This is a genomic window from Kitasatospora sp. NPDC087861 (assembly GCF_044742585.1).
In the GTDB taxonomy this organism is placed as follows: Bacteria; Actinomycetota; Actinomycetes; order Streptomycetales; family Streptomycetaceae; genus Kitasatospora.
This window is the reverse complement of record NZ_JBIUUS010000007.1, coordinates 137,341-163,579: the sequence shown is the minus strand read 5'-3', so window position 1 is coordinate 163,579 and position 26,239 is coordinate 137,341. Positions and strand designations below refer to the sequence as shown.

General features: G+C 72.2%; 29 protein-coding genes. 16 read left to right on the top strand and 13 right to left on the bottom strand.

The window, feature by feature from the left end:
• Positions 1-244 precede the first annotated feature (244 nt).
• The 4 genes from ACIOJE_RS13185 (at position 245) to ACIOJE_RS13170 (ending at position 3,855) form a co-directional block, all read left to right on the top strand.
• Positions 245-1,138, top strand: coding sequence for a LysR family transcriptional regulator (locus ACIOJE_RS13185; protein ID WP_280677535.1), 894 nt, complete (start codon positions 245-247; stop codon positions 1,136-1,138).
• A 395-nt stretch (positions 1,139-1,533) separates the two neighbouring features.
• Positions 1,534-1,914: a VOC family protein gene (locus ACIOJE_RS13180; RefSeq protein WP_400667687.1), complete on the top strand. Its 381-nt coding sequence runs from the start codon at positions 1,534-1,536 to the stop codon at positions 1,912-1,914.
• Positions 1,915-1,978: 64 nt separating this feature from the next.
• On the top strand, positions 1,979-2,653 hold the full coding sequence (locus tag ACIOJE_RS13175; RefSeq protein WP_400775800.1) for a DUF4097 family beta strand repeat-containing protein: 675 nt from the start codon (positions 1,979-1,981) through the stop codon (positions 2,651-2,653).
• A gap of 74 nt (positions 2,654-2,727) precedes the next feature.
• Complete coding sequence (locus tag ACIOJE_RS13170; protein ID WP_400775797.1) at positions 2,728-3,855, top strand: serine hydrolase domain-containing protein; 1,128 nt, start codon at positions 2,728-2,730, stop codon at positions 3,853-3,855.
• 308 nt (positions 3,856-4,163) lie between these two features.
• Here the strand turns inward: ACIOJE_RS13170 and ACIOJE_RS13165 are convergent, their stop codons facing one another.
• On the bottom strand, positions 4,164-5,006 hold the full coding sequence (locus ACIOJE_RS13165; RefSeq protein WP_280677527.1) for a MerR family transcriptional regulator: 843 nt from the start codon (positions 5,004-5,006) through the stop codon (positions 4,164-4,166).
• A gap of 141 nt (positions 5,007-5,147) precedes the next feature.
• Between ACIOJE_RS13165 and ACIOJE_RS13160 the strand changes: the two genes are divergently transcribed.
• From ACIOJE_RS13160 to ACIOJE_RS13145, 4 genes are all read left to right on the top strand, one after another.
• Positions 5,148-5,552: a nuclear transport factor 2 family protein gene (locus ACIOJE_RS13160; RefSeq protein WP_280677525.1), complete on the top strand. Its 405-nt coding sequence runs from the start codon at positions 5,148-5,150 to the stop codon at positions 5,550-5,552.
• Positions 5,553-5,894: 342 nt separating this feature from the next.
• Entirely contained in the window at positions 5,895-7,124 is a 1,230-nt protein-coding gene (locus ACIOJE_RS13155; RefSeq protein ID WP_400775793.1) for an aromatic acid exporter family protein, read from the top strand.
• A 235-nt stretch (positions 7,125-7,359) separates the two neighbouring features.
• Complete coding sequence (locus tag ACIOJE_RS13150) at positions 7,360-8,904, top strand: FMN-binding glutamate synthase family protein (protein WP_280677521.1); 1,545 nt, start codon at positions 7,360-7,362, stop codon at positions 8,902-8,904.
• 279 nt (positions 8,905-9,183) lie between these two features.
• Positions 9,184-10,263, top strand: a complete 1,080-nt coding sequence (locus tag ACIOJE_RS13145; protein ID WP_400775790.1) for a HEAT repeat domain-containing protein — start codon at positions 9,184-9,186, stop codon at positions 10,261-10,263.
• Positions 10,264-10,273: 10 nt separating this feature from the next.
• Here ACIOJE_RS13145 and ACIOJE_RS13140 read toward each other — a convergent pair whose 3' ends face one another.
• The 5 genes from ACIOJE_RS13140 to ACIOJE_RS13120 form a co-directional block, all read right to left on the bottom strand.
• Positions 10,274-10,414 carry a hypothetical protein gene (locus tag ACIOJE_RS13140; RefSeq protein ID WP_400775787.1) on the bottom strand — a complete coding sequence of 47 codons (141 nt, stop codon included), beginning with the start codon at positions 10,412-10,414 and terminating at the stop codon, positions 10,274-10,276.
• 344 nt (positions 10,415-10,758) lie between these two features.
• A complete protein-coding gene (locus ACIOJE_RS13135; RefSeq protein WP_400775784.1) occupies positions 10,759-10,962 on the bottom strand; it encodes a DUF397 domain-containing protein in 204 nt (67 codons plus the stop codon).
• Positions 10,963-11,102: 140 nt separating this feature from the next.
• On the bottom strand, positions 11,103-11,306 hold the full coding sequence (locus ACIOJE_RS13130) for a DUF397 domain-containing protein (protein WP_400775782.1): 204 nt from the start codon (positions 11,304-11,306) through the stop codon (positions 11,103-11,105).
• A 140-nt stretch (positions 11,307-11,446) separates the two neighbouring features.
• Positions 11,447-11,653 (bottom strand): DUF397 domain-containing protein, encoded by a 207-nt coding sequence (locus tag ACIOJE_RS13125; RefSeq protein WP_400775780.1) that lies wholly within the window; start codon positions 11,651-11,653, stop codon positions 11,447-11,449.
• On the bottom strand, positions 11,638-12,477 hold the full coding sequence (locus ACIOJE_RS13120; RefSeq protein ID WP_400775777.1) for a Scr1 family TA system antitoxin-like transcriptional regulator: 840 nt from the start codon (positions 12,475-12,477) through the stop codon (positions 11,638-11,640). The genes ACIOJE_RS13125 and ACIOJE_RS13120 overlap by 16 nt, the downstream gene beginning before the upstream one ends.
• A gap of 119 nt (positions 12,478-12,596) precedes the next feature.
• Between ACIOJE_RS13120 and ACIOJE_RS13115 the strand changes: the two genes are divergently transcribed.
• The 3 genes from ACIOJE_RS13115 (at position 12,597) to ACIOJE_RS13105 (ending at position 13,603) form a co-directional block, all read left to right on the top strand.
• Positions 12,597-12,794 (top strand): hypothetical protein, encoded by a 198-nt coding sequence (locus ACIOJE_RS13115; RefSeq protein WP_400775774.1) that lies wholly within the window; start codon positions 12,597-12,599, stop codon positions 12,792-12,794.
• A complete protein-coding gene (locus tag ACIOJE_RS13110; RefSeq protein WP_400775772.1) occupies positions 12,794-13,042 on the top strand; it encodes a hypothetical protein in 249 nt (82 codons plus the stop codon). The genes ACIOJE_RS13115 and ACIOJE_RS13110 overlap by 1 nt, the downstream gene beginning before the upstream one ends.
• Positions 13,043-13,138: 96 nt before the next feature.
• Complete coding sequence (locus ACIOJE_RS13105) at positions 13,139-13,603, top strand: NUDIX domain-containing protein (RefSeq protein ID WP_280677507.1); 465 nt, start codon at positions 13,139-13,141, stop codon at positions 13,601-13,603.
• Between the two features lie 17 nt (positions 13,604-13,620).
• Here ACIOJE_RS13105 and ACIOJE_RS13100 read toward each other — a convergent pair whose 3' ends face one another.
• Positions 13,621-13,872 (bottom strand): hypothetical protein, encoded by a 252-nt coding sequence (locus tag ACIOJE_RS13100; protein WP_400775768.1) that lies wholly within the window; start codon positions 13,870-13,872, stop codon positions 13,621-13,623.
• A 289-nt stretch (positions 13,873-14,161) separates the two neighbouring features.
• Complete coding sequence (locus tag ACIOJE_RS13095) at positions 14,162-14,821, bottom strand: histone deacetylase (RefSeq protein ID WP_400775765.1); 660 nt, start codon at positions 14,819-14,821, stop codon at positions 14,162-14,164.
• Between the two features lie 383 nt (positions 14,822-15,204).
• Between ACIOJE_RS13095 and ACIOJE_RS13090 the strand changes: the two genes are divergently transcribed.
• From ACIOJE_RS13090 to ACIOJE_RS13080, 3 genes are all read left to right on the top strand, one after another.
• On the top strand, positions 15,205-19,182 hold the full coding sequence (locus ACIOJE_RS13090) for a Pls/PosA family non-ribosomal peptide synthetase (RefSeq protein ID WP_400775763.1): 3,978 nt from the start codon (positions 15,205-15,207) through the stop codon (positions 19,180-19,182).
• Between the two features lie 87 nt (positions 19,183-19,269).
• On the top strand, positions 19,270-19,482 hold the full coding sequence (locus ACIOJE_RS13085; RefSeq protein WP_400667661.1) for a DUF4287 domain-containing protein: 213 nt from the start codon (positions 19,270-19,272) through the stop codon (positions 19,480-19,482).
• A gap of 421 nt (positions 19,483-19,903) precedes the next feature.
• Positions 19,904-20,491, top strand: coding sequence for a hypothetical protein (locus tag ACIOJE_RS13080; protein ID WP_280677501.1), 588 nt, complete (start codon positions 19,904-19,906; stop codon positions 20,489-20,491).
• A 14-nt stretch (positions 20,492-20,505) separates the two neighbouring features.
• On the opposite strand, the gene ACIOJE_RS13075 is transcribed toward ACIOJE_RS13080, so the two are convergent.
• From ACIOJE_RS13075 to ACIOJE_RS13060, 4 genes are all read right to left on the bottom strand, one after another.
• On the bottom strand, positions 20,506-21,141 hold the full coding sequence (locus tag ACIOJE_RS13075) for a flavin reductase family protein (RefSeq protein ID WP_280677500.1): 636 nt from the start codon (positions 21,139-21,141) through the stop codon (positions 20,506-20,508).
• Between the two features lie 143 nt (positions 21,142-21,284).
• Positions 21,285-21,917: a carbonic anhydrase gene (locus ACIOJE_RS13070; RefSeq protein ID WP_400775759.1), complete on the bottom strand. Its 633-nt coding sequence runs from the start codon at positions 21,915-21,917 to the stop codon at positions 21,285-21,287.
• Positions 21,918-22,007: 90 nt separating this feature from the next.
• Positions 22,008-22,658, bottom strand: a complete 651-nt coding sequence (locus tag ACIOJE_RS13065) for a PASTA domain-containing protein (protein WP_400775756.1) — start codon at positions 22,656-22,658, stop codon at positions 22,008-22,010.
• On the bottom strand, positions 22,658-23,197 hold the full coding sequence (locus ACIOJE_RS13060) for a SigE family RNA polymerase sigma factor (RefSeq protein WP_280677832.1): 540 nt from the start codon (positions 23,195-23,197) through the stop codon (positions 22,658-22,660). The genes ACIOJE_RS13065 and ACIOJE_RS13060 overlap by 1 nt, the downstream gene beginning before the upstream one ends.
• Positions 23,198-23,603: 406 nt before the next feature.
• Between ACIOJE_RS13060 and ACIOJE_RS13055 the strand changes: the two genes are divergently transcribed.
• Both ACIOJE_RS13055 and ACIOJE_RS13050 read left to right on the top strand, forming a co-directional pair.
• Positions 23,604-23,867, top strand: coding sequence for a hypothetical protein (locus ACIOJE_RS13055; protein WP_280677494.1), 264 nt, complete (start codon positions 23,604-23,606; stop codon positions 23,865-23,867).
• A gap of 208 nt (positions 23,868-24,075) precedes the next feature.
• Positions 24,076-24,903, top strand: coding sequence for an alpha/beta fold hydrolase (locus ACIOJE_RS13050; protein WP_400775754.1), 828 nt, complete (start codon positions 24,076-24,078; stop codon positions 24,901-24,903).
• Between the two features lie 693 nt (positions 24,904-25,596).
• On the opposite strand, the gene ACIOJE_RS13045 is transcribed toward ACIOJE_RS13050, so the two are convergent.
• Positions 25,597-26,196 (bottom strand): TetR/AcrR family transcriptional regulator, encoded by a 600-nt coding sequence (locus ACIOJE_RS13045; RefSeq protein WP_400776032.1) that lies wholly within the window; start codon positions 26,194-26,196, stop codon positions 25,597-25,599.
• Positions 26,197-26,239: the final 43 nt, after the last annotated feature.

Genomic DNA, 26,239 nt, shown 5'->3' with positions numbered 1-26,239 from the left:
TGTCCTGAACAGGTGTCAGCTGGCCGTAGCCGCGGCATCCGGAGCGGGAAGTCGGCGAGGTCGACTTCCCGCGCTCGGTGGCGACGTGGAGTGCGAGGCCGAGGTGGAACGGCGTGGCCCCGCCGGCCATCGCCGACTGGATCACCTTCCGCTGGACCCTCATCCAGACCGGCACCTGATCCAGCGGAACAATGGGTGATCACGCACCGCTGGATCAGCACAGAGGTCGACGAACGGGGGCAGGGTGGAACTGCGCGACATCGAGATCTTCCTGACGTTGGCGAAGGAGCTTCATTTCGGCAGGACCGCCGACCGCCTCCATGTCTCCCCAGCGCGGGTCAGCCAGGCGATCAAGAAACAGGAACGCAGGATCGGTGCCGAACTGTTCGAGCGCACCAGCCGCACCGTTCGGATGACACCGATCGGCGAGCAACTCCGCGATGACCTCCTGCCGGTCTACCAGGGACTGCAGGAGGGCATGGAGCGGGCCAGGATGGCAGCGCAGGGAAAGGTCGACGTGCTGCGCGTGGGCATGATCCCCAGCAACGCCCACGACCTGCGTCCCTTCTGGGACGCCTTCCGCTCCCGCCACCCCCAGTGGGGACTGCAGATCCGCCACAACCCCTTCATCAACCCATTCGACCCGCTGCGGTCCGGACAGATCGACGCCCTGGTCTCGTGGCTCCCCGTCGAAGAACCCGACCTCTCGGTCGGGCCGGTCCTGTTCACCGAGTCCCGGGTGGTGCTCGTGACTCCCGATCACGACCTGGCCGACCGCGCATCGGTCTCCCTTGAGGTTCTCGGTGATTTCGGTGTCATCGGCTCGGCCTTGCCTCTGCCCGAGTACTGGGAGGACGCCTTCACTCCGTTCCACACCCCCAGCAGCCGCCCGATCGAGCGCCGTTCGCGGATCGGAGCCAACCTGGACGACATCTTCACCAACGTCGGAACCGGTGAAGCCGTCCATGCCCTGGGCTCCCATGTCACCCGCTACCACGCACGACCCGACATCACCTACCTGCCCGTTCACGACGCCACGCCCCTGAGATGGGGGCTCGTCTGGCGCTCCGACACCGAGACCGAACCCATCCGCGCCCTCGCCGGGGTCATCCGCGACCTTGGCGCCCCAACCCTCTGAACACGCTCCGGAGGTGGTCGGTGCCGTCCGTTGGGGTGCGCGCAGGCGGCCTGGCGGCGGCTTGAGCATGCGCGCATCTCCCGTGGAGAGGTGCTGCAGGTGCTCGCCGTGGAGTCCTTGCACCTGGCCTGGGCGAGACCGGGCGAGAGAGTCACACGGCTGCTGACTCCTCGTCGCCAGGGCCTGCCGGCGAACGGGGCGCGGAGGAAGCGGCGGTGTGGGCACCGGGCAGGCAAGTCCCTCACCGGCGGCGTCGCAGGGCCCGGTGCTGCGTGCGCGCGGAGACCGTCAACCCTGGGGTTAACGACCGTTGCGACGATCGCCGTTGTTCCCCGTGCCGCCGCGCCCGAAGCTTGATCCATCCCAAGAGATCGAGCATGAAAGCGGGATGCACGATGAACCTTGTGTCCTCCGCGGTGTTCCTGACGGTCACCGATCCCGCCGCCTCCAGCCGGTTCTTCACCACCCACCTGGGATTCCGCGAGGTCCTGGTCCACGAGGACTTCGTGGAGCTCGGCCGTGACGACGCGGGCGTCGACCTCGTCCTGGTGCGGCGCGACCTCGAACAGCGCGGGCCCGGCCGAGGGCCGACCGACGTGATGGTGTCGTTCGCGGTCACCGGCATCGCGGCCGAGTACGAGCGGCTGCGGCACGCAGGGGCCGGCATAGCCGTGCCCCTGCGTCAGGAGCCGTGGGGCGAGCTGGTGGTGCGGCTGGTCGACCCCAACGGAGTGGCCGTCCAGCTGACCGAATGGGTGCCCCCGACAGGAACCTGACTCTCACCGTCCAGTGAAGGCCGGAAAGAGCGTGATCACCATCCAAGGAGAGCGAGAAAAGAGCATGACGCAGAAGTACGACACCCCCGCCCCGATCTCGGCCGTCCTCGACATCCCCGCAGGACGCATCCGGTTCACCGCCACCGACCGCGCCGACACCACGGTCGAGGTCCTGCCCGCGGACGCCTCGAAGGGCCGTGACGTGAGGGCGGCGGAGCAGATCGAGGTCGCCTACGGCGACGGTGCCCTGCGGATCGAGGCCGCACCGGCGAAGAACCGGATCCTCGGCAACTTCGGATCCGTCGAGGTGACGGTTCAGCTGCCCGCCGACTCGCGCATCGAGGCGAAGGCGGCGAGCGCCGAGTTCCGGGGCGTCGGACGGCTCGGCGACGTCACCTTCGAGAGCGCGCACGGCTCGGTCGAGCTCGACGAGGCCGAAAGCGCCCGCCTCACCCTCCTCTCCGGCGACATCTCGGCCGGCCGCCTGGGCGGCCCCGCCGAGATCAGCACCCAAAAGGGCGACATCCGCATCACCGAAGCCGTCCGCGGCACGGTCACGCTGCGCACCGAGCACGGCGGGATCTCGGTCGGCGCCGCCCGCGGAGTCTCCGCCTCCCTGGACGCCGGCACCTCCTACGGCCGGATCCACAACGCGCTCACGAACACCGACGGCGCCGACGCCGTCCTGACCATCCACGCGACCACCGCCTACGGAGACATCACCGCCCGCAGCCTGTAAGAGGGGCACCCCTCAGGCGCGGCGATCCCGTCCATTCAGTTGAATTTCGTAACAGCTCTGAAGGAGCACACACCATGTCCATCACTCTTACCGACCAGGACCGCCCGGAGCTGCAGAAGGGCATCGAGGAGATCGTCGCTTCCGGTTTCGCCGGGGTCCAACTGCGCGTGAACGACGAGCGGGGCGAGTGGGCCGGCAGCGCCGGGGTGCGCAAGCTGGGCGAGGGCGCCAAGCCGCCGACCGACGGGCGGTTCCGGATCGGCAGCACCACCAAGACCTTCACCGCGACCGTGGTGCTGCAACTGGTGGCCGAAGACAGGATCGGGCTGGACAGCCCGGTGGATGACTACCTGCCCGGATTCGGGCTGGACCGGCGAATCACGGTGCGGATGCTGCTGCAGCACACCAGCGGGCTGTTCAACTACACCGGCGAGTACTACGACGACGGGACAGTCGCGCCGGGGATCCCCTGGCAGGGCCAGGAGTACGTGGACAACCAGTTCCACACCTACCGGCCGGAGGAGCTGGTACGGCTGGGGCTCTCCAAGCCGGCGCGGTTCGAGCCGGGAACGGACTGGAGCTACTCCAACACCAACTACGTCCTGGCCAGGCTGCTGGTCGAGGACGTCACCGGCCGCTCGTTCGCCGAGGAGATGCAGCGGCTGATCCTGCAGCCGCTGGGACTGTCGGGCACCGTGGTGCCGGACACCTCGCCGGAGATCCCCGAGCCGCACGCCCACGGCTACTACCGGTACGAGCACGACGGCCAGTGGAAGGTGGTCGACGTCACCCGCTTCAACGTCTCCTGGGTCTCCGCCGCCGGTGACATGATCTCGACCACCAAGGATCTCCACACGTTCTTCTCCACGCTGATGAGCGGCAAGCTCCTGCCGGACTCGCTGCTGGCCGAAATGCGCACGCCGCACCCCAAACTCGGCTACGGCCTGGGGCTGTTCGTGGAGGAGACGGACGGCGGCACCGTCCTCCACCACAACGGCGGCTTTTGGGGTTGGGGAGCGCTGATGTACAGCACGCCCGACGGCAGCAAGACCCTGGCCGCCTCACTCACCACCGGGGACGCCGAACTCGACTTCGCCGCCACGGCCGAGGCGTTCCAGAAGGCGCAGCAGAGGCTCGTCAAGGAGGTGTTCTGCAGTGGGCAGGCCGAGCCGGCTCACAAGGAGGCCGAGCCGGCTCAGTAGACAGGGTCGAGCGGCGTGGACCCGCACGGGCCACGCCGGCTCGCTCACCCCGGGCCGACGCCCGCCGGCATGGACGACGAGGTCCACCCGGACCACACGCCGCGGCAGGTCGACGTCGAAGTGCAACCGCGACCCGAAGCAGCCGCCATGACCGCGCGGGCCGCCCCCGCAGCTCCCGGCGCCCCGGGGCGGCTGCGTAGGTCAGAACCGAGAGCACTTGTCGGCTGGCTCCGGGAGCGGATCCTGCCTCGGGATGGGAAAACTGTTGCCGAGAAGTGGCAGCACCGGCGTGCCGGCGTACGAGCTCATCACGCTGCCTGCGGGTCGGTGACGCCAGTACGGAAGACCGGCCAGCAGACTTCGGTCCGCCACAGTGCGCTGTCCGCCGTGTGGCGCTGGCCGACCAGGTAGTACTCGCGGATCGGGCCGTCGACGGCGAGCGCGTGGCGCGCGACGTAGGCGGCCAGCGCGCCGTAGGCGCGGTCGATTTCGGAGGGCGGCCCGCAGTGCTCGATCACGGCGAGTTCGACCGGCGGCACGAGCAGCGGTTCGACCCGGCCGACCGGCCGGACGGGGCCGTCGCAGGGCACGAAGACGGTGGACTGGCCCCGGTGCAGGGTGAACAGCTCGTCCGCGTACACGCCGCCGGCGTGGCCGGTCTCCCGCAGCCCCTGGCCCGCCACGGTTGCGAACAGCTCGCCGAGGGCGCCCTGGAACCAGGCTCCGACGTCCTGGGCCTCGACCGTCGCCGTGATCGCCGCGGCCCGGACCGCGCCGACGCTGCGCAGCTCGATCGCAGACGAGTCGCTGGGTGCGGGCGATGACAGGAGGTCGCGCAGTGCCGCGACCGCGCGTTGGGTGCGGCCCAGCTCCTCCTCCAGGCGGTGCAGGTGCGCGCTGATGTGCCGGTTGCGGGTGGGAACATCGGAGGCGGCCAGGACGGTCCGGATCTCCTCCAGGGGCATCCCGAGGTCCCGGAAGCGGCGCACGACCTGGGCGGTGGGGATCTGCTCGGCCGAGTAGCGCCGGTAGCCGGTCCGAGGATCGACGTCGACCGGTTCCAGCAGGCCGACCTCGTGGTAGTGGCGCAGGGTTTTGACGGTCATGTGGGTGGCGCGGGAGAAGTCGCCGATCGACAGGTAGCTGATCATCCGTCGATTGTGCGGCCTCCAGCAGGGGGAGAGTTCGGCGGAGCCGTTGCCTTGACTCTCCTGCGACGGCCGCCGGGAGCCTGGTGCCCACGGCCGGAGCCCGGCCGCCGATCACGCACCGAACAAGGGAGCTGACCCGTCATGTCGCAGACCACCGCAATCGACGTCGACCGGATCGTGCAGCGCTATGTCGCCGTCTGGAGCGAGCCGGACCCGGCCGCACGCGAGCGCGCCGTCGCCGAACTGTGGGCCCCGGACGGCGTCGAGTTCGTCGAGAACACCCAGTTCCGCGGCCACGACGGGCTGGTCGACCGGGTCGCGGAGGCGTACGGGCTGTTCGTCGCCACCGGCGACTACGACATCACCGACGACAACCACGTCACCGTTCACGACGACGTGGTCATGTTCACCATCCAGCTGGCGTACGCCAAGGGCCCCCGGACCGGCGAGGTGGCCTGGGCCGCCCGGGTCTTCCTTGTGCTGGACGACGACGGCCGGATCCTGCAGGACTACCACCTGACCGTCCAGCCGCTGCCCGAGGCATAGGACCCGGCCGGGCCGTCTGGTGCGGTCCGACAAAGCCACCAGGGCGGCCTACTCCGACACCGCGTCGGAGCAGGCCGCCGCGTTCGTGTGCAGGGCAGCCTCGCGGGCCCGGGGGACGCTGGGGCATCCGATCGGTATGGCATAGCCCACAGATCAATATGTACAACTTTCAACATAAATGGCGGTAGCGTCGTTCTTGTCTCACCACGGCACGGCCGTCTCCCCTTCCCCAGGTGACGGCGCGGGGTGGGACGCGCGGCAGAGCGAAGCCAGTACACCGCTTGGCCTTGAGCCGTCCCGCCGCAAGCGGAGCAGCAGTAGACGGAGCAGGAGCAGAGAGACATGAGAGCCCTGGCCTTCGCGCCACGTCCGGCCGCCACCGCCCGGTGGCGCGAAGCGCCAAGCCGCGCCCCCCGGCTGCCACGCGCCTCCTGGCCGGCGCTCCCGGGGCGGCTGACCGGCGTCCTCACCCGCAATGCCATCCTCACCCGCAGCGCCAAGGGGCTCGTCGCGGCCCTGCTCGCCTGGCAGACCGCCTCGTGGTGGCTCCCCGGACAGCAGCAGTACCTCGCCGTAGCCACCGCACTGGCCATGGTCAACGCCCCGACCATCTACCGATCGGTGACGCAGGCGCTACGCAGTGTGGCAGCCCGGGCCGCGGGGCTGTCCCTGGCCGTGGCCGTCGCGTGGCTGCTCGGTCCGGCCGCGGGAAGCGTCGCCGTGATACCGGCCATCGCCCTGGTCGCCGGCGGCCGCCGGGGCTCCGAAAGCCGCCTCCAGATCGCCTCGACAGCGGTACTCGCCCTGGCAGCGGCGGCCGCCGTCCCCATGGGCCACGTCGTGACACTGACCCTGGCAACCCTGACCGGCGCGGTCACGGGAATCGCGGTCAACGCCCTCATCCTTCCACCGCTGTACCTCGGCGCCTCCGACACCTCGGTGCGCGAACTCGCCACGGCCATGGGAGAACTGCTCGGCGACATGGGCCACGGACTGCGCGAGCGGCAGCACACCGACCGCGCCCACCTGTGGCTGGAGCGGGGCAGGCACCTCGACGAACTGGTGGTCCAGGCGCAGGAGGACGTACGCCAGGGCCAGGAGAGCCAGCGCTGGAACACCCGGTGCGTCATCCACGCAGAACGGAAGCCGCCGGCCCACGGCGAGGTGCTGCGCGCCCTGCACCGGGTCTCCTTCCAGGTCCGAGGCATCGCACGGACACTGGCCGACAGCGTCGACGACCGCCACCACACCGGCCACGGCCTGAGTCAGCTCTTCCTCGACCGGTACGCGGCGACCCTGGAGACCGCCGGACACGCGATGAAGTCGTTCGCCACCCCCGGGCGGACCGGCGGACCCGAACTGGACACCGCCTGCGGGCCGCTACGCCATGCGATCGAGGACGCCACGGCCTGGCACAGGACGCTGACCGACGAGATCAAGCGCGGCACGCTGGCCGAACCGGGCGCCTGGCACGTCTACGGATCGCTGATCACCGACATCGAACGCCTGCTCTTCGACCTGGAGCGCACCGACCGACTCGCCCCGGCCGCACCCGGGCTCAGCCCGTCGTAACGCACGACGCGCAGTGCACAACGCGCAGTGCGCCCGAGCCGCTCGGCGGGTGGAGCGGGCACGAGCCCCGACCAGCGCCCTGACCGCAAGCCCGTTCGTGCGGCCTCTTAACATCATTTCGCATTCGTCGACGGACGCCGCCGCCCGCTCGGCTGCGCGCCCGCCGCCCAACGCCGAACACGACACGACGACTCCGCCGCATGGTGATGGGGTCGTGCATCGAGGAGGAACGTTCATGCACGCTCGGAGGATCGGCGCGGCCGCCGCAACAGCGGTGGCGCTTCTGGCCGCCCGCGACCTCGTCCAGAAGCGGCACGCGCTGCTGCGGAACTTCCCGGTGGTCGGGCACGCCCGGTACCTGTTGGAGAGGATCGGGCCGGAGCTGCGGCAGTACATCGTGACCTCGAACGAGGAGGAGCGCCCGTTCAGTCGTGATCAGCGGACCTGGATCTACGCGTCGGCGAAGGAGGAGAACAACTACTTCGGGTTCGGAACCGAGGTCGACGTCGAACACGTGCAGGGGCACGCCTACGTGAAGCAGCGCACGTTCGCCGGCGCGCTGCCCGACGCGCACGACCCGCAGGCCCCGCTGCCCTCGGCCAAGGTGCTGGGCGGGCCGCGCGGTCGCGCCAAGGCGTTCCGGCCGGCGAGCGTGGTGAACATCTCGGCGATGAGCTTCGGATCGCTCTCCGGCGCGGCCGTCACCGCGCTCAACAAGGGGGCGGCGCTGGCCGGCACGATGCACAACACGGGCGAGGGCGGCCTCTCGCCGTACCACCGAAACGGCGGTGACCTCGTCCTCCAGCTCGGCACGGCCTACTTCGGCTGCCGCAACGAGGACGGCAGCTTCAACCTCGACAAGCTCAAGGACGTGGTCGCCGGCGCCCCGGTCAAGGCGATAGAGATCAAGCTCTCCCAGGGCGCCAAGCCGGGGCTGGGCGGGATGCTGCCGGGAGCGAAGGTGACCGAGGAGATCGCCCGGATCCGCGGCATCCCGGTCGGCCAGGACTGTGCCTCCCCGTCGCGGCACAGCGCGTTCGGCGACGTCGACTCGATGCTCGACTTCGTCGAGTTGCTCGCCACCGAGACCGGTCTGCCGGTCGGGGTCAAGAGCGCGGTGGGGGAGATGGGCTTCTGGCAGGAGCTGGCCACGCTGATGGCGCGGGGCGACCGTGGGGTCGACTTCGTGACGGTCGACGGCGGCGAGGGCGGCACCGGGGCGGCGCCGCGGATGTTCGCCGACTCGGTGTCGCTGCCGTTTCGGATGGGCTTCTCCCGGGTCTACGGCACCTTCGCCGAGCTGGGGCTGACCGACGACCTGACCTTCATCGGCTCCGGCAAGCTCGGCCTGCCCGAGAACGCCGCGGTCGCCTTCGCCCTGGGCGTCGACATGATCAACGTCGCTCGTGAGGCGATGCTGTCGATCGGCTGCATCCAGGCGCAGAAGTGCCACACCGACAAGTGCCCCACCGGCATCGCGACCCAGAACCCGTGGCTGGCCCGCGGCCTCGACCCGGCCTCGAAGGCCACCCGGGCCGCCGTCTACCTGCGCACCCTGCGCAAGGAGCTGCTCAAGGTCTCGGCGGCCGTCGGCGTCGCCCACCCGGCACTCATCACGGCCGACGACATCGAGATCATGAACGGCGACTACGAGGCCCGCACCCTGGCCGGCGTCTACGGCTACAAGGACGGCTGGGGCGAACTCGGCCCGCACCTCGCCGATGAGATCACGGCACTCCTCGCCACCAAGCCGACCCCCGTCCGGAAACCGGCCATCTGACACGCCGACAGCGACAGGCACCGCGCTCAAGGACCCCCTGCGCGGAGCACGGGCGCGGCACCAGCCCGTGACCCCGCGGGTGCTGAGAAGTCGGGTGTGTCCGTGGAGGTGGTTCGCGAGCTTGAGCAGCAGCGGAAGCATGCGGCGCGGCTTCGGTGTTCTTCTGGTCGCCCCTGGTGATCTGGTGCGTCCGGCGTTGTCGACGCGTACGTGGACCGGAAGCGCGGTCGGGCCGACAATTCCCGCGCGCACGCGCGGTTCGTGCACCAGAATGCCCGCATGGAATCGGACACCGTGGCGGAACTGGTCACGCGGGCACTGGCGGCAGCGCGCGCCATCGCCTCCTCGGACGACCCGGACGACGACGACGGCTGGGTCGATTACGTATCGCTGCTGTGGCGGGCGGCCGCCGACGGGGCGGCGGCGCTGCCGCTCGGCCTGGAGCTGATCGGTTCGGCCGATCCGATCGAGCGCGTGGCAGGCTGCGACCTGCTGCGCGACACCGGCAACCAGCACGAGGCAGTCCGCGCCGGGACGGCCACCGCGCTGGTCGCCCTCGCGCAGCGGGAGACCGAGGGCCGCGTGCTGAAGTCCCTGGCACGCGCGATCGAGCAGACGCACGACCCGCGCGCCGTCCCCGTCCTCGTCACCCTCGCCGGGCATCCTGACGCCGAGGTCCGCGAGGAGGTGGCCCGCTCGTTCGCGGAGGTCGTCACCGGCCTGCCGGACGGACCGGACATCCACGCCCTCATCGGGCTGACCCAGGACCCGGACCCGAATGTCCGCGACTGGGCGACGTTCACCCTCGGTGTCCAGGCCGAGGTGGACAGCCCCGCGATCCGGGCCGCGCTCTGGGAGCGGACGGCCGACGAGCACGCCGAGACCCGTACGGAAGCAATCCGCGGACTGGCCTGTCGGCACGACCCCCGCGCCGTCCCGCTCCTGGCCGAACTGATCGACAACCCCGAGGGCGCACACGTCCTCACGTTCAGCGCGGCGCAGATCACGGATGTCCCCGAACCGCTGCCGGCCCTCCTGGAGTACGAGCCCGGTGACGACTGGGTCACCGACGCCGTGAACGCCTGCAACCCGGCGCGGCGGGCCCGCCTGGACGCCTTTGCCTGGGAGCTGGTCTGCACGCTCCACCGGCTCCGCCCCGACCTGGACGCCGCCGTCTCGATGGAACGCTTCGGCTGGGGCCGCTCCCTCGGCGTCGACGCCGCCTTCGGGTCATCGGGCTACGACATCGAGGAGCTGCTCGCACGCGCGGACGGCAACCCCACGCGCGCTGCCGAACTGGTCGCGACCGACCTGCCGAGAACCCTGCTCGAATCCCCTCCCGGCCCTCAGCCTCAGTGATCACACGCGATCAGTGAGCGGGTGAGGCGCGCAGCAGTTGGATACCCTGCTCGGCCAGCTCCTTCTCGAAGGGCTTGGAGGCGAAGCCCTTGTCCGAGATGGACAGGATGCCCTCGCGTTGGGCAACCAGGTCGGGGTCGACCTCCAGCATTGCGGCATCGCGGCGAGGACCTCGCGCTCGCCGATCTTCGGGTTGGCCAGTGCCCACATGATCGGCATCCCGGTCGGGGTGCACACCAGGTGCAGGCGCAGGCCCCAGAAGAACCGGGAATGCAAGGCGCAGTAGCCGTAGCCGTAGCCGGCCCAGCCCGCCAGGTCGGACCGCTGGACGGTTGGGCGTGACATGCCTGGCCACCACGGTAGGCGAGAAGTGGGAAGTCGACGAGACCGACTTCTCACTCCGGACGCTGGAACCTGTCCTGGAGCTGCACCTGGTGGGGGAGTTGAGAAGGCCCCGCCACCCCTGGGGTGGGGCGGCGCGGCCGGGAGTTGCTGCTACTGGGCGTCGAACTCGCCGGCGCGGGCGGCGGTGACGAAGGCCTGCCAGGAGGTGGTGGGGAAGGCGAGGGTGGGGCCGCTTGGGTCCTTGGAGTCGCGGACCGGGACGACGTTGGGGAAGCCGTCGGCGACCTCGATGCATTCGCCCCCGCCGCCGCTGTACGTGCTCTTGCGCCAGGTGGTGATGAGTGTGCTGTTCATCGTGGTTCCCTCCTGATCGGGCGGTGCCAACTGGCCACCACGGTAGGCGAGGAGTGGGAAGTCGACGAGACCGACTTCTCGCGGTGGAACGGCACGGCCCCGCCGCCCCGGGGGTGGGGCGGCGGGGCCGGGATCTGCTGTTAGCGCGCGTCGAACTCGCCGCTGCGGGCGGCGGTGACGAAGGCCTGCCAGGAGGTGGTGGGGAAGGCGAGGGTGGGGCCGCTTGGGTCCTTGGAGTCGCGGACCGGGACGACGTCGGGGACGCCGTCGGCGACCTCGATGCATTCGCCGCCCTGGCCACTGAAGGTGCTCTTGCGCCAGGTGGTGATGAGTGTGCTGTTCAACGTGGTTCCCTCCTGATCGGGCGGTGTCAACTGGCCACCACGGTAGGCGAGGAGTGGGAAGTCGGCGGGGTCGACTTCTCGTGGTGGAGCGGCACGGCCCCGCCGCCCCGGGGGTGGGGTGGCGGGGCCGGGAGTTGCTGCTACCGCGCGTCGAACTCGCCGGTGCGGACGGCCGATACGAAGGACTGCCAAGCGGCGGACGGGAAGAGGAGTGCCGGGCCGTGGGGGTCCTTGGAGTCGCGCACGGGCATGAGGCCGGTGAAGCCGTCGGCGACCTCGACGCACGCGCCGCCACCGCTGCTGTGCGAGCTCTTCCGCCAGCAGGCGTTGGTCAGTTCGACATCCATTCCAAATCCCTTCGAACTGCGCGGATCATGGCCAGCGAGTCGGTCTGGTTCATGGACTCGACCCCAAGCCGATCGTAGCTCCTGGCCAGTGTCGTAACTGACTGAAAGTCGCGGTCGATGTAGCCACGCTGCTCCATCTCGCCATAAGCGAGCATTTTGCGGCCGGACATGGTAAGGAGGTGAAGCATCCGAATGAACGGCCGGTTCTCGCCCAAAGAGTAAGGCGCCACCTGGATTACCACGTTCGAGCGATCGGCCAACTGTTCAAGGTGGAGCAGCTGTTCGATCATGACGTCTCGGCCGCCGATCGTTCGCCTGAGGCAGCTCTCGTCCAAGACCGTGTGCACAAGTGGCGGCGGGGTCCGGTCCAGAACCTGCTGCCGAGCGAGTCGAAACTCGACACGTTCATCGGCTTGTTCCGGTGTTGTGTTGCCTTGCCGGACGTATCCGGCCTCGATTGCGGTCGCGTAGGCCCGAGTCTGCAGGATCCCGGGGATGACGTTGATTTCGAAGATGCGGATCTGCTCCGCACGCGTCTCATAGTTAGCGTACTCGGGGAAGCCCTCGTGCAATGCCGTGTGCTTGAGCTGCCAGTACATCAGTGTGAGCGTGCCGCCGGTCTTCAGCTCCAGGTCGGCGAGTTCCGCCAATCTCAGGCTCGGCGGGCGCTGCGCAAGTTCGACGTAGGAGAGATGCGACGCGGTGCACTCGACCTTCTTCGCCAGCTGGACCTGCGTGAGCCCAACTGCCTCGCGTGACCTGCGGAGTTGAACCCCGAAGGCGGCCCAGGGGGACGAGGTCGGGTCGATGGTCTTCTTGTTCACGGGAACCCCCAACTCACGGCTGGCCTGACGGCAAGTCGCATCTTGCTTCCGATGCTAGACGACGCTGGGCCACCATGTGTACAGAAAGTGAAAGACCGATCGCGGAGGGTTCTATTCCCATGGCTCAAGCCCAAATTCCCCAGCTCCACGGTTACGGCGTGCGTTGGGATCCGGAGGGGCGGTGCTACCGGGTGCGGAACGAGACCACGGGGGAGTGGCTGCACCAATCCTCGGGCGAGCTGAGCGGGTTCAGCTCCTTCTCCGCCGCTTACAGCGCCTGGCGCGGGTTCGAGGCGCGTCGGCGGGTGGGGGCGTGATGGGGTCCAAGCTCTACCGGGCCACCGCCGAGCAGCGGCGCGAGGCCGCCGACGTCGTCGACGACCTCGTGGCCGTGCTGACCCTGGGTGGCGCGAAGCTCCCTTCCGTCGAAGTGGACTGGGAGCACGGCCGCATGACGGGCTGCTACCTGATCAGCCTCGGCTGCGCCCGCCCCTTCGACCTGTTCCGCATCGTCGACCTGCTCCGCAAGGGCCTGCGCTACGAGCGCCTGACCCATGGCGACTGACGACCTCCTCGCCCGCCTGCTCTGGTGGGCGTGCTTCGCCGCCGCTCTCCTCGCCGGTATCAGCTGGCAATCCCGCAACAGGAAGTAGCCCCACCCATGCGTGACCCCCGACTTCTCGCCAAGCCGCCGGTGTGCCGGCTGGGCTGTCTGGTCCTCGTGCGCAACCCGCGCGGCGACGTGCTGCTCGTCGACCCGGACTACATGGACGGCCTGATCCTGCCCGGTGGCGCCGCCGGCCCGAACGAGCCGCCGAACCTCGCCGCCGCCCGTCACCTGCGCGAGGAGACCGGCCTCACCCTGCGCCTGACCGACGTCCTGGCCGTCGACTTCACCCCCGCCGACCGCTACCTGGAGCGCCTCGGCCTGGTCTTCGACGGCGGCACCGTCACCACCACCCGCCTCGCCGTCCCGCCCCAGCACCGCAGCGGACTGCTCGGCGCCCGCTTCGTCCCCACCCCCGAACTCCCCGACGTCATGGCTCCCGCCCAGGCCGCCCGCGTCGCCGAAGCCCTCGCCAACCGCAGCCTGCCCCTCCTCCTGCACGGCCAGCGCTCCGCGTAGACCGTTCCCGCCGCCGGTCAGCGGCACAGGGCCGTGGCCATGACGCTGCCGAGGTGCTTCGAGACCGCAGGGGCGGAGGACTCGACGGTTGCCGCGACGCTGGTGGCGCGCCGGCCGCCCTCGGTGGCGCCGGCCCGGGTCTGGTACCCCGGGATGCCGCCGCTGTGGCCCCAGTACGCGCCGTCGCCGCACGGCAGCGGCATGCCCGCGAGCCCGAGCCCGTAGCGGATGCCGGGGCCCAGGTCGTCGGCGGGGACGGCGGTACGCATCTGGGCGAGCTGGGCCTCAGGAAGGGGGGTCGCCGCCCAGCAGCGCGCCGTGGAACCGGTTGAGGTCGGAGTCGGTGGAGATCATCTGCCCCGCCGCCCAGGTCCAGGAGGGGTCCATCTGCGTGAAGTCGCGCAGCGGCGCGCCGGCGGCGGTCCGGTAGTAGCCCTTGGGGTGGGGCTCCCGGAGGCCCTGGTCGCCGGGGGCGGGGAAGTCGGTGTGGCGCAGCCCGATGCTGTCGATGACGCGGCGGGTCGCCCCCGCACCGCCCCCGCACCGCCCCCGGCGGCGTCACTCCGACGGCGGTACGACCAGCGGCCCGAGTGCCGCCACCGCGTTCGGGCTCCAGTGCCCGGCGGCGCCCGGGCGGGAAGCGAGGTAGCTGGCGGTGCGCCAGGGGCCCCAGCCGTGGGACTCGGCCAGGCCCGCGGCCAGGACGCGCAGGTAGGCGGCCGAGGGCGGGTTGAGCTCGGCGTCGGCCAGAGCGACGGGGGCGGTGAAGGTCAGCAGCGGGTACCCGTCCAACTCGCCCGCGCACACCAGCGTCTCGTACCGGCCGGGCCCGATCCGGTCGCGCCCGTGCGCGAGCGCGCGGGTGAGGTCGAGATCGGTGCCGGGGGAGCGGTGCATCTCCTGGGCGGCGACGTCGCTGAATTGACCTTCCGTCACCAGGTAGCCGCGGCACGGCATTCGGCCATTGGTCTGCGGATCGTAAAATCCCCGGCCGCCGCCCCACACCGCCGACTCCTGGGCGAAATAGAGCGTACCTGACAGTAGCAACGGCACGTCGCGCAGCGGCGGGCGTCGGTCACGGCACCCCAGGTGGGTGTGCGCGCCGCCGATCGGGCGGCCGCCGCGCAGGTAGCAGGCGAAGCGGGCGGAGTCCAGGTTTGACCCGTACGCCGCGTACCAGACGAGGCGCTCACCACCGGCCGCTCGGGAGGCGCTCATGGGCTTCGCTCCCCGGGCGCCCCGTTCGCGCCCGGCCACCGGTGCGATCCGGCCACGACCATCGTCAAACCTCCAGATTCGGTGGACCCGTCTTCACTACCCGTAGTGTTTCTGCCGTCATGGCGTTCACCGATCTTCCCTCCACCGTCATATGCCCCGCGCCTTCGACGACTAGCCTTCACCAGCGAAAACGCTCGAAAGCACCCGAAATGACTTTCGAATCGTTCCTTGCTGTCCCCAAATGTCACCGAAAATGAAAAGTTCCTTTGACTCCATCTTCCTGGGATCCAGCGGGCTCCCAGCGGAGTCATGGTGAATGGGGTGCACGCAAGGTGACTCCCTGTATGCACCCCTTTATGTACCCCCCAGTCGAGGACCCCCTTATGGATGTACGTCAGGACCTGGCAGGGCCGGGCACGCTGAACCGCCCCGCGCCGGGCCACGCCATCGGTTGGCCGGTGGCTCAGCCCGCGCACCCGCGCAGCCTGCTCGACATCGTGGCCGCCACCGCACAGGCCCACCCGCACGCACCCGCGCTGGACACCGGCACCGCCGTGCTCGGCTACGGCGCCCTGCTGCAGGAGGTCGACGCCCTCGCCGGCGTCCTGGCCGGACACGGCATCGGCACCGGCGACCGGGTCGGCGTGCGCATCCCCTCCGGCACCGCCGACCTCTACGTCGCCATCCTCGCCGTCCTGCGCTGCGGCGCCGCCTACGTGCCCGTCGACGCCGACGACCCCGACGAGCGCGCCGACATGATCTGGCAGGACGCCCGGGTGTGCGCCGTCCTCGGCGCCGAACGCCGGCTGACCCCCGGCCCCGGCCCGCAGCCCGGCGGGCGCCCCGCCTGGCCCACGCCCGACGACGACGCGTGGATCATCTTCACCTCCGGCACCACCGGCCGCCCCAAGGGCGTCGCCGTCACCCACCGCTCCGCCGCCGCCTTCGCCGACGCCGAGGCCCGCCTCTTCCTCCGGGCCCAGCCGCTCGGACCCGGCGACCGCGTCCTGGCCGGCCTGTCGGTCGCCTTCGACGCCTCCTGCGAGGAGATGTGGCTGGCCTGGCGCCACGGTGCCTGCCTGGTGCCCGCCCCCCGCTCCCTGGTCAAGGCCGGCACCGACCTCGGCCCCTGGCTGGTGGAACGCCGCATCACCGCCATCTCCACCGTCCCCACCCTGCTCGCCCTGTGGCCGCAGGAGTGCCTGGACGCCGTGCGCCTGATCATCGTCGGCGGCGAGGCCTGCCCCGCCGAACTCGTCGAGCGCCTCGCCACCCCCGGCCGCGAGTTCTGGAACACCTACGGCCCCACCGAGACCACCGTCGTCGCCACCGCCGCCCGCATGCTGCCCGGCCAGCCCGTACGCATCGGCGCGCCCCTGGACGGCTGGGAGATCGCCGTCGTCGACCCCGCCGGGAACCCCGCCCCCTGGTACGAGACCGGCGAACTCCTCATCGGCGGCATCGGCACCGCCCGCTACCTCGACCCCGCCAAGGACGCCGAGAAGTTCACCGCCCACCCGGCGTTCACCTCGCCCCGCGTCTACCGCAGCGGCGACCTCGTGCGCAACGACCCCGAAGGCCTCGTCTTCGTCGGCCGCGCCGACGACCAGGTCAAACTCGCCGGCCGGCGCATCGAACTCGGCGAGATCGACGCCGCCCTGCAGGCCCTGCCCGGCATCCGCGCCGCGGCCGCCGCCGTCCGCAAGACCCCCGCCGGCGCCGACCTGCTCGTCGGCTACCTCGTCCCCCGACCCGGCGCCACCCCCGACCTCACGGACGCCCGCCGCCTCCTGCTGGAGCGCCTGCCCGCCCCGCTCGTGCCCGTCCTCGCCCTCGTCGACTCCCTGCCCACCCGCACCTCCGGCAAGGTCGACCGCAACGCCCTGCCCTGGCCGCTCGCCACCACCGGCACCCAGGACCGCGCCCAGAGCGCCCCCCTGGACGGCACCGCCGCCTGGCTCGCCGGCCACTGGGAGGGCCTGCTCGGGATGGCCCCCGCGGGCGGCGACGACTTCTTCGCCCTCGGCGGCTCCAGCCTCACCGCCGCCCGCCTCGTCTCCGAACTGCGCACCCGCCACCCCGGCGTCTCCGTCGCCGACCTCTACGCCCACCCCGTCCTCGGCGACCTCGCCGCCTACCTCGACGGCCTGCGCGGCGAGCCCGAAGCGGGCACCGCCCAGGCCCCCGCCCCGGCCCGGCCCGTGCGCCGCACCCCCGCCAGCGCCGGCCTGTGGCAGAGCCTGATCCTGCTCGGCGTCTTCACCCTCGCCGGACTGCGCTGGATCCTCGCCCTCTCCGTCTTCGACAACCTCACCGGCAGCCGCCTCAGCTGGGCCCCGCACAGCTCCTGGTGGCTCATCGCCGGCGGCCTGCTGCTCTTCTTCAGCGCCCCCGGCCGCACCCTCCTCGCCGCCGGCGCCGCCCGCCTGCTCACCGCCCGCCTGCGCCCCGGCAGTCACCCCCGCGGCGGCCACGCCCACCTGCGGCTGTGGGCCGCCGAACGCGTGGTCACCCTGTTCGGCGTCGGCGCCCTCGCCGGCACCCCCTGGGCCCGCCGCTACGCCCGGGCGCTCGGCTGCCGCGTCGGCCCCGGCGCCCTCCTGCACACCCTGCCCCCCGTCACCGGCCTCGCCCGCATCGGCGCCGGCGCCACCATCGAACCCGAAGCCGACCTCGCCGGCTGGTGGCTCGACGGCGACACCCTCCACCTCGGCCACGTCGACATCGGTGAAGGCGCCCGCATCGGCGGCCGCTCCACCCTCATGCCCGGTGCCCGCGTCGGCGCCGGCGCCGACATCGCCCCCGGCTCCTGCGTCACCGGCGCCGTCCCCGCCGGCGAACACTGGCACGGCTCCCCGGCCCGGCCCTCCACCGAGGCCCGCACCACCTGGCCCGAGCCCGCCGTCACCCCCCGCTCCCGCTTCTGGAACCTCGCCTACGGCGCCGGCCTGACGCTCTTCGGCCTCCTGCCGATCGTCGCCGCCCTGCCCGCGCTCGCCATCGTCTACCCGATGATCGACACCGACCGCACCCTCACCGCGGCCCTCCTCCGACTCCTGCCCGCCACCATCCCGCTGGCCGCCCTCGCCATCGTGTGCCACGCCGCGCTGATAGCACTGCTGGTCCGCCTCTTCTCCATCCCGCTGCACCCCGGCTTCCACCCCGCCCACGGCCGCGTCGCCTACTGCGCCTGGGCCGTCACCCGCCTCAGCGACACCGCCCGGCGCACCCTCTTCCCCTTCTACGCCAGCCTCTTCACCCCCGTGTGGCTGCGCCTGCTCGGCGCCAAGGTCGGCCGCCGCGTCGAGGCCTCCACCGTCCTCGCCCTGCCCGGCCTGATGCGCGTCGACGACGGCGCCTTCCTCGCCGATGACACCCTCGTCGCCCCCTACGAGCTGCGCGCCGGCTGGCTGCACATCGGCCCCGCCCACGTCGGGCGCCGCTCCTTCGTCGGCAACTCCAGCATCGTCGGCCCCGGCCGCAAGCTGCCCGACAACTCCCTCGTCGGCGTCCTGTCCGACACCCCCGCCCACGCCCCCGAAGGCTCCTCCTGGCTCGGCCGCCCCGCCTTCGCCCTCCCGCGCGTCGCGGCCGCCGGCGGCGACGCCCGCACCTACAACCCGCCCCGGCGCCTCATGTGGGCCCGCGCCGGCGTCGAACTGTGCCGCCTGCTGCCCATCGTGCTGGCCGCCCTCCTCGGCGACCTCGTCCTGGCCGCCCTCCAGGCGCTGCGCGACGACTACGGCCTGCCCCGCGCCCTGGCCGCCGCCGGCCTCGTCCTCATCGCCGCCGCCGTCGTCGCCTGCCTGGTCACCACCGCCGCCAAGTGGCTCCTCGTCGGACGCTTCCGCGTCGCCGAACACCCGCTGTGGTCCACCTTCGTGTGGCGCAACGAGCTCTACGACTCCTTCGTCGAGGAACTCGCCATGCCCTTCGGCGGCTCCAGCATCACCGGCACGCCCTACCTGAACGTCTGGCTGCGCAGCCTCGGGGCCCACATCGGCCGCGGCGTGTGGTGCGAGACCCACTGGCTGCCCGAGAGCGACCTCGTCACCGTCGAAGCCGGCGCCAGCGTCAACCGCGGCACCGTCCTGCAGACCCACCTCTTCCACGACCGCGTGATGCGGCTGGGCCCGGTCCACCTCGGCGCCGGCTCCACCACCGGGCCGCACTCCATCGTCCTGCTCAACTCCGCCCTCGGCGCCGGCACCACCGTCGGCCCCGCCTCCCTGGTCATGCGCGGCGAGAACGTCCCCGGCGCCACCCGCTGGCTCGGCAACCCCGTCGCCGCCTGGAACGCCGACCCCACCCCGCCCGCCGGGCGCCGGGCCGGCCGCGCCAGGCGCCGCGCGGGGGTGTGACGCGGCTCACCCCGGGCGGGCGATGAGTTCCCGGTGCGGTCGCGGTCCTACCTGAAGAACGCGACCGCACCGAGAGGACACCCGGCCATGACCGCCACCCCCGCCAAGGGCCCCGCCAGCTACTTCCCGTCCATCGAGAAGAAGCACGGCCGCCCCATCGCCGAGTGGAAGGACCTCATCCGCACCTCCCCGCTCACCCGGCACATGGAGCTCGTCGCCTGGCTCAAGACCGAGCACGGCCTCGGCCACGGCCACGCCAACGCCCTCGTCGCCCACACCCTCGCCGAAGCCGCGGCCTGACCGCCCGGGCCACCCGCCCGCCCCGCGACGGCCCCCCGCCACGGCCCCCTGATCCCGCCCGGATCCGGGGGTCGACGCGCGTGCCCTCCGGTACGGCACGCACCCGGGCTCCCGCGGCACGAAGGCGCTCGCACCGTGGAGGTGGGCAGCACCTGCCGGGGGAGGGGCCCCGGGCGGACGACGGCGGGTCCGGGGCCGCCTGCGGCACGATCGGGAAGCAGGCGGCCCCGGACCCGGGTCGTTCCGTACGGGCGGGGCATCGACCGCGATGCCCGTACGGCTGCGGTCGGGACCCATTCGACGACTTCAACAGCACTTGAAGTCAAGCCCCCGGCGGCCGCCGGCGCCGGGAGGAGGGGTAGCCTCGCTCCGGGCGGGGACCGGCGGACGAGGTTTCAGACGAGGTTTCAGGGGCGGGCGAATGGAACAGCAGCAGCGCGGCTACTGGCGGGTGGCGGACGGTTCGGCGGTCAGCTCCACCCAGGCCCAGGTCGCCTGGACCAGAGCCGCCTACCCGGCCCTGGTGGACGTGGCACGCCGCTACCACGCGGTGATCACCTACGCCGAGCTCGCCGAGGCGGTGCAGGAGGCGGCCGGCATCCGCACCCGGGTGCACCAGCGCACCTGGATCGGCAAGGTGCTGGCCCTGGTGGTGCGCGAGGCGCACCGGCGCGGGGACCCGCCGCTGACCGCGCTGGTGGTGCACGCCACCGACGGCATGGTCGGCGTCGGCTACCAGGAGGTGCTGGCCGTGGCCGGGCAGCCGCCGCTGGCGGGGGAGATGGACCGCGAGCAGCACGCCGCCGCGGCCCGCCTCGCCTGCTACCGGCACTTCGGCGCGCCGCTGCCCGCCGACGGCGGCACCCCCGCGCTGGCGCCGCGCCTGCAGGCGTCCGTCACCCGCAAGGCGGCCGTCGCCGCCCCGCCCCGCCCGCCGGCGATCTGCCCCTCCTGCTTCCTCCAGCTGCCCGCCACCCTGGTCTGCGACTCCTGCGGGGCCACCGCGTAGGGCCCTGCCCGTCGTCAGACGGCGGCGGGCAGCCGGCCCGGCATCTGCCAGCCCTCGGCGAGCCGGGAGGGGGCCAGGCGCCGGCCGTCGCCGAAGAACTCGCAGAACTTCATGATCAGCGGATCCCAGCCCAGCGGGTCGACGTAGTGGTCGGTGCCGGGCACGATCAGCCGCTCCTCGACGTGGGCGCGCACGACGGTGACCTCGAAGGCGGTGCAGTACGGGTTGCCGGCCATCGGGGTGGCCACCTCCAGCCGGCACTCCAACTGGACGGGGCACTGCGCGGCACGCGGCGCCCCCACCAGCTCCGAGGGCTGCTCGGTGAGCCCGGCGGCGGCGAACTTGCGCCGCTCGTAGCGGTAGCCCTGCTCCCGGCGGTGCTCGGTGATGTCCGGGTTGGCGGTCAGCATCGCGAGGCCGTCGACGGCGTCGACCTGCCCGGAGGAGGGCAGGTTGAGCACGCACTCGCCCTCGCGCCGCAGGTTGACGGCGGTCTGGGCGGTGTTGCCCAGGCCCAGCACGCAGGACTGTCCGAGCCACCAGGCCGAGGACATCGGCGCCAGGTTGGCGCTGCCGTCCTCGTTACGGGTGCTGATCAGCACCACCGGGGTGCCGAAGTAGAGGACCTTGAGGTCGGTGGCCTTGTGCACGGGAATGCCGTCCTTGGGTGGGAAACCGTTGTCGGCCTCCGACTCTGCCCCGCCCGCCCGGGGCCCGCTGGCGGGGATCGGACACCGCGTTCGGCGGTCAGCGCGCGGCGGCCGGCGATCCGGGCGAGACCCCGACCGGCCGGTCAGCGCGAGGTGCCGACCGGGCCGCGGGCGGCCACCGCACGGGCCTGGCCGTCGCGCAGCCGGTAGGACAGGCCCACGACGCCCACCGCGCCCTCGGCCACCTTGGCGGCCAGCAGCTGGGAGCGCTCCAGCAGCAGGTCCACGGTCTGGCGGATGTGCTCGTCGACGATCCCGTCCGGGTCCTCGATGCCCGCGGCCCGCGCCGACACCACGCTCGGGGTGACCCGCTCGACCACGTCGCGCACGAAACCGCCGGGCAGCCGGCCCTGGTCGAGCGCCGCTATCGCCGCGCCCACCGCGCCGCAGGAGTCGTGCCCCAGCACCACCACCAGCGGGCACTCCAGCACGCTCACCCCGTACTCGATGCTGCCCAGCGCCTCGGCCCCGGTGACGTGCCCGGCCGTGCGCACCACGAACAGGTCGCCCAGCCCCCGGTCGAAGATGATCTCGGCCGCCAGCCGGGAGTCCGAGCAGCCGAACAGCACCGCGAAGGGCCGCTGCGCCGGCGCGAGGGCGGCCCTGTGCCCGGCGTCCTGGTTGGGATGCTCCGGGCTGCCCGCGACGAACCGGGCATTGCCCTCCATCAGCACCCGCATCGCCTGGTCGGGGCCGGATATCGGTGAGGAGATCATGCCTGCACCCTAGATCGCCGCAGGTGGGGCCCGCAGCCGGGGGTCCACGAGCGGGCCGCCGCCGGGCGCGGGGCCCGGCGGCGGCGCCGGTCAGTGGCCCGGCGAGCCCTTGGAGACGAACACCTGGACCGTCGAGTGCGCCGGCGCGCTGTGGCCGGCCTGCGGCTCGGAGTTGATGACCGATCCGGCGGGCACCTTCCAGTCGGTGAACTCGTGGACCTCGTAGCGCAGCCCCGCCGCCTCCAGCAGCCTGATGGCCGCATCCTTGTCCAGACCCGTGAGGGACGGCACGCTCACCTGTGCGCCCTCGCCCGGCTGCGCCGCGGGCGAGGGGGTGCCGGAGGCCTCCGGCGGCCCGGAGGTGGCGGAGGGCGCCGACGGCCCGGAGGCGGCGGAGGACGCGAAGGGGGAGGGCGTGCCCTCGGACGGCTGCGCCGTGGCGCTCGCGGGCCCGACCGGCAGGCCCCCGGCGGGCGTCGGGCCCGAACCGGGCGCGAGCAGTGTCGCGCCCGTGCCGATGGCGACCACCGCGGCCGCCGCCACCACGCTGGTGAGCACGGTGCGCCGGCGCACCGTGCGCCGGATGTCGAGGGCGTCGATGACGGGGGCGGGGGCGTTGTCGGCGAATGCGGTCATGGCGGCGAGGAGCTCCTTGTCGAAGTCGGGATCGGGGTCGGGATCGGGGCCGAAGCCGGGGCCGGGGCCGGTGCGGTCGGGATCGTGGGACGGGAAGCGGGTCATCACGCACCTCCGCGCGAGGTCGGCGGCGCGGACGGGACGTCCTGCCGGGGCAGTGCGGACCGCAGTTTCGCGAGGCCGCGGGCGAGTTGGGAGCGCACGGCGCCGGGGGAGATGTCCAGTGTCTGCGCGATCTCCTGGTCCCCCAGGTCGTGGAGGTAGTACAGGACGACCACGGTGCGCATCCCCATCGGCAGCGTGTGCAGCGCCGTGACGAGCTCCGCGCGCAGTTCCACCGACCGGTAGGCGTCGCGCGGGTCGGCGTGCTCGGCGCCGGGCGCCGCGGCGGGGCGCTCGCCGGAGCGGCTCAGCCGCCGCCAGCGGTCGTTGGCCAGGTTCACCAGGATCCGGCGCACGTACGCCTCGGGCACCTCCGCGGCCGCCACCCGCCGCCAGTTGCGGCAGGCCCGCTCCAGCGCCTCCTGAACGAGGTCCTCCGCGGTGTGCGCGTCCCCGGTGAGTACGTACGCCGTCCGGAACAACGCGCCCGAACGCTGCTGCACGAACTCGACGAAGTCGATCCCGGGACTGGCCCTGCGCAGCCTCACCCGCCGCCCTCACTCTCTTTCCCGCCGTCACTTTCCGCCCCCTTGACGCCCCCCGGCCCCGCCCTGCTGCACCACCGCCCCGAAAGTGGCGCGCCTCACACCGGTCGGACGCCGCCCGGACGCCGCCGGTGGTTCGCCCGTCGGTGGTCCGTCCGGCGGTGGTTCGCCCGGTCGGGGGCCGTGCGGGGGTGCTCGTCGGCGGGGTGCCCGTTCTCGCGGGTGATGGAGCGGCAGATCATGCCGGAAGGCTCCGACGGGTGCGGGATCGGAGTGATAGCCGCACCCGAGTGGCGGCCCCCCTGTAGCTGTGCGTATGCGAATGTGCGTCGATGGTGGTGAGCCGCCGAATCCGGGCGGTCTGTCGAACCATCACCTCTGATGTCTGGAAGGGCTTTTCCTCATGCGTACTGCGTACCGCGTCCTGGCCGTCTCCGCTCTCGCGCTGCCGCTCGTCGTGGGCGGGGCGACCATCGCCTCCGCCGACTCCCCCGTTCCGACCGCGAACTTCGACCACGGCGCGTTCTCCGTCGGCCCGAACGGCAGTGCCCTGCACGTCACCGATGTCGACTTCGGCCCTGGCGGTGCCTCCTACCTCAACGCCCTCCTGGTCATCGGCCCGGACGGCGTGGCCGGCGACTTCACCGAGACCGGCATCGGCCACTGACCCGTCCCGTCCCGTACCGCCGCTGCCCCGGACCGCCGGTCCGGGGCAGCGGCGCGTCCGGGCCGCCCTCACCCGGACGGCGCAGCGCCGCGTCCCCTGCCACCCGGTCCCCGGCCGCCGTGGGATGCGGCCCCCGCGCGCCTCCCGTTGGATGAACCTGCGGCCCCGGCGGGCCGACCCCCCGCGTACCACCCGAAGGAGCAGCAGCATGCCCATCTCCCGGACCCGCGACGGCGTCGAGATCTTCTACCAGGACTGGGGCAGCGGACGCCCCGTGGTGTTCATCCACGGCTGGCCGCTCAACGGCGACGCCTGGCAGGACCAGATGAAGGCCGTCGCGGACGCCGGCCTGCGGGCCATCGCGCACGACCGGCGCGGCCACGGCCGCTCCACCCCGGTCTACGACGGCTACGACTTCGACACCTTCGCCGACGACCTCGACAGCCTGCTCACCGGGCTCGACCTGCGCGACGCCACCCTGGTGGCCCACTCCATGGGCGGCGGCGAGCTCGCCCGCTACATCGGCCGCCACGGCACCGGGCGGCTGCGCTCCGCCGTCCTGCTGTCGGCGATCACCCCGCGCATGGCGCAGGGCCCCGGCAACCCGCACGGCGTGCCCGGCACCGTCCTCGACGACATCAAGGCCGGCATCCTCACCGAGCGCTCCCAGTTCTGGCAGGACACCTCCGTCAACTTCTTCTCCGCCGACCGCCCGGGCTCCCGGGCCACCCAGGGCAACCGGGACGCCTTCTGGTTCATGGCCATGCAGCAGACCATCGAGGGCGGCGTCGACTGCGTGGACGCCTTCGGCTACACCGACTTCCACGACGACCTGGCCCGGTTCGACATCCCCACCCTGATCGTCCACGGCGACGACGACCGGATCGTCCCCATCGACGCCACCGCCCGCCGCGCCGTCGAGCTCATCCCCGGCGCCGTCCTGAAGGTCTACGAGAACGGCTCGCACGGCATCGCGATGGTCCCCGGCGACAAGGAGCGCTTCAACGCGGACCTGCTGGAGTTCCTGAAGCTGTGAGGCCGGAGCACTTCAGGGCGCGCGGCGCAGGGACCGGACGGTGACGTCGTCGCGGCTGCGGCCCCCGCTCCAGCGGCGGGCCTCGCGGTCCAGGGCCTCGGGCAGCCCTGGACGTCGCCCACCAGCACCCGGGTGCCGTACGGGGTGTCGGCGGCGTCGTACAGGTCGCCGCCGACCAGGGTGTCCTCCTCCACCGGCCGGTACGGCCCGTACAGCCGGATGCCGGGGGTGAGCACCGGCAGCGGGCGCAGCGTAGAACTGCTGGAACTGCTCGGTCCGCCCGTCGGAGCGCCGTGTCTCCAGCAGGCTGCCCGGGACGGCGTCGCCGGCCAGGCCCTGGGCGGTGGCATCGGTCCCGCACGCGGCGGTGAGCCGCTGTGCCGGGGTCGTTCCCGCTGCGCCCGCCGCGGTCGTTCCCGCGAAGGCCGCGGCCAGCACGCCCGCCAGCACGGCTTGTGGAAGTCTCCTGTACACGGTCGGTGAACCTCCCCATTCGGTAGCGGAAAAGGATTGCCCCGTACGGGAGTTGACCTCTTCGCCGGTCCCTCGCGCGGGACCGGGACAGTCTTGCGCGCCGGGGGTCTGGCGGACAGGGCGCCGGTGGGCCGACCGGACGCGATCCGGCTGAACGGCACACCGGCGCCCGGGACTTGGGGCCATCCGCTCCCCGCCCGCCGGGAGCTGCCCGGGCTCTCAGGCTGTCCGGAACAGTTCGTCCAGGTGGTGGGTGAGGATCGCCAGCGCGGCGTCGCCGGTGCGCTGGCGGCCCAGCACGCTGGAGCCGAGGCCGTTGACCATGGCCAGCAGTCCGGCCGCGGTCATCTCGGGGTCCTTGCCGGAGTCGATCTCCCCCGACCGCTGGGCCGCGCGGATCTGCTTCGCGAGGAAGCCCTCCAGCAGGTCGGGCTGGGGCGTTCCGTGCTTCTCCACCAGCGCGGGATCACTGAGCACCAGCGTGTAGTACGCGGCGTAGGTCCGGGTGATCCGGCGGCTCTCCGGGTCGGTCGGCAGGATGCTCGACAGGACCGCGGTCACCAGGGCGCGCGGCGTGGGCGGGGAACCCGCCTCGGTGATCCACCGCGCCATGCGGGCCTGGAGCTGGGTGCCGAGCCGCTCCAGCGCGTCCAGCAGGAGCCCTTCCTTGGTCTCGAAGTAGTACTGCACCAGCCGCAGCGAGACGCCGGCCTCGGCGGCGACCGCCCGCATGCTGGCCGACTGCAGCCCCTGGGTGTCGGCGATGCGCAGCAGCGCCTCGGCGATCTGCCGCCTGCGGTCCTCGTGATCGACCCGCACGTTCATGATTCGACCTCCTGGTACACCCGTATCATGCCGTGAT

Excerpts from the sequence above, each read along its gene's own strand:
- ACIOJE_RS13180 (WP_400667687.1), top strand. The coding sequence starts at position 1,534 with ATGAACCTTGTGTCCTCCGCGGTGTTCCTGACGGTCACCGATCCCGCC.
- ACIOJE_RS13175 (WP_400775800.1), top strand. The coding sequence starts at position 1,979 with ATGACGCAGAAGTACGACACCCCCGCCCCGATCTCGGCCGTCCTCGAC.
- ACIOJE_RS13170 (WP_400775797.1), top strand. The coding sequence starts at position 2,728 with ATGTCCATCACTCTTACCGACCAGGACCGCCCGGAGCTGCAGAAGGGC.
- ACIOJE_RS13165 (WP_280677527.1), bottom strand. The coding sequence starts at position 5,006 with ATGATCAGCTACCTGTCGATCGGCGACTTCTCCCGCGCCACCCACATG.
- ACIOJE_RS13160 (WP_280677525.1), top strand. The coding sequence starts at position 5,148 with ATGTCGCAGACCACCGCAATCGACGTCGACCGGATCGTGCAGCGCTAT.
- ACIOJE_RS13155 (WP_400775793.1), top strand. The coding sequence starts at position 5,895 with ATGAGAGCCCTGGCCTTCGCGCCACGTCCGGCCGCCACCGCCCGGTGG.
- ACIOJE_RS13150 (WP_280677521.1), top strand. The coding sequence starts at position 7,360 with ATGCACGCTCGGAGGATCGGCGCGGCCGCCGCAACAGCGGTGGCGCTT.
- ACIOJE_RS13145 (WP_400775790.1), top strand. The coding sequence starts at position 9,184 with ATGGAATCGGACACCGTGGCGGAACTGGTCACGCGGGCACTGGCGGCA.
- ACIOJE_RS13140 (WP_400775787.1), bottom strand. The coding sequence starts at position 10,414 with ATGCTGGAGGTCGACCCCGACCTGGTTGCCCAACGCGAGGGCATCCTG.
- ACIOJE_RS13135 (WP_400775784.1), bottom strand. The coding sequence starts at position 10,962 with ATGAACAGCACACTCATCACCACCTGGCGCAAGAGCACGTACAGCGGC.
- ACIOJE_RS13125 (WP_400775780.1), bottom strand. The coding sequence starts at position 11,653 with ATGGATGTCGAACTGACCAACGCCTGCTGGCGGAAGAGCTCGCACAGC.
- ACIOJE_RS13115 (WP_400775774.1), top strand. The coding sequence starts at position 12,597 with ATGGCTCAAGCCCAAATTCCCCAGCTCCACGGTTACGGCGTGCGTTGG.
- ACIOJE_RS13110 (WP_400775772.1), top strand. The coding sequence starts at position 12,794 with ATGGGGTCCAAGCTCTACCGGGCCACCGCCGAGCAGCGGCGCGAGGCC.
- ACIOJE_RS13105 (WP_280677507.1), top strand. The coding sequence starts at position 13,139 with ATGCGTGACCCCCGACTTCTCGCCAAGCCGCCGGTGTGCCGGCTGGGC.
- ACIOJE_RS13100 (WP_400775768.1), bottom strand. The coding sequence starts at position 13,872 with ATGCGTACCGCCGTCCCCGCCGACGACCTGGGCCCCGGCATCCGCTAC.
- ACIOJE_RS13095 (WP_400775765.1), bottom strand. The coding sequence starts at position 14,821 with ATGAGCGCCTCCCGAGCGGCCGGTGGTGAGCGCCTCGTCTGGTACGCG.
- ACIOJE_RS13090 (WP_400775763.1), top strand. The coding sequence starts at position 15,205 with ATGGATGTACGTCAGGACCTGGCAGGGCCGGGCACGCTGAACCGCCCC.
- ACIOJE_RS13085 (WP_400667661.1), top strand. The coding sequence starts at position 19,270 with ATGACCGCCACCCCCGCCAAGGGCCCCGCCAGCTACTTCCCGTCCATC.
- ACIOJE_RS13080 (WP_280677501.1), top strand. The coding sequence starts at position 19,904 with ATGGAACAGCAGCAGCGCGGCTACTGGCGGGTGGCGGACGGTTCGGCG.
- ACIOJE_RS13070 (WP_400775759.1), bottom strand. The coding sequence starts at position 21,917 with ATGATCTCCTCACCGATATCCGGCCCCGACCAGGCGATGCGGGTGCTG.
- ACIOJE_RS13065 (WP_400775756.1), bottom strand. The coding sequence starts at position 22,658 with ATGACCCGCTTCCCGTCCCACGATCCCGACCGCACCGGCCCCGGCCCC.
- ACIOJE_RS13055 (WP_280677494.1), top strand. The coding sequence starts at position 23,604 with ATGCGTACTGCGTACCGCGTCCTGGCCGTCTCCGCTCTCGCGCTGCCG.
- ACIOJE_RS13050 (WP_400775754.1), top strand. The coding sequence starts at position 24,076 with ATGCCCATCTCCCGGACCCGCGACGGCGTCGAGATCTTCTACCAGGAC.